Annotated in this window: 1 protein-coding gene; it reads right to left on the bottom strand. The window is 61.9% G+C overall.

Annotation, left to right across the window (positions count from 1 at the left end; all coding sequences use genetic code 11):
- Positions 1 to 674 (bottom strand): RHS repeat-associated core domain-containing protein (locus NKH57_RS33760; protein WP_352950698.1); only part of this gene is annotated, 674 nt, incomplete at both ends.

Raw genomic sequence — 674 nt, 5'->3', positions numbered from 1 at the left:
TTGGTGCCAACACCTTCCTTGGTCGGATCCCAATCATCCGGCGAAATAAACCGCCCCAGCACCGGATCCATGTAGCGTGCATTGAGATACAGCAGTCCGGTCTCGGCATCGAAACGTTCGCCGACGTAGTTCTTCTGCGTCTGGAAGCCGGTGTTGAGGCTTTCGCCATAGGTGGCGTAGCTGGTGCCGTCGACGACGGTGCCCGACATGTCGGTGACCTGGCGCACGGAGGCCAGATGCTCGCGGTGCAGGAAGTATTTGGTCGTGCCGACGACCTTGATGTCAGGATGGGGATAGCGCGTGTAGATCTCCGCGCCCGGCGTCGCCGGATTGATCTCGACATTGGCGTCGGGATAGAGCGTCGTGGCGAAGCTCGATGACTTCCTGGCACGCGCCCCGTCCGGGCCGTAGGCGAGATTGACGGTGTTGGAGGCGCGCGTGACAGTCTTCAGCCGGTTGGCCTCGTCCCAGACCAGCGTGCGGCTGCCGTCCGATGTCAGATTGCCATTGGCATCATAGGCCATCGCGTTGGCGCCGACCGAGACCGGCGCATGCGGACGAGCTGCGCTCGCCGAAGGATAGACATAGGTACCAGCGACACGCGTGCGCGAAATCATGTTGTCGTTGGCGGCATAGGCGAAGGTTTCGTCGAGCGTGTTGTCGCCGAGATTGTC

The sequence above is a fragment of the Mesorhizobium sp. M1050 genome, from assembly GCF_040318715.1.
Taxonomy (GTDB): Bacteria; Pseudomonadota; Alphaproteobacteria; order Rhizobiales; family Rhizobiaceae; genus Mesorhizobium.
Note: the sequence above shows the minus strand (reverse complement) of the source record. Positions and strands in the feature narration are given on the sequence as shown.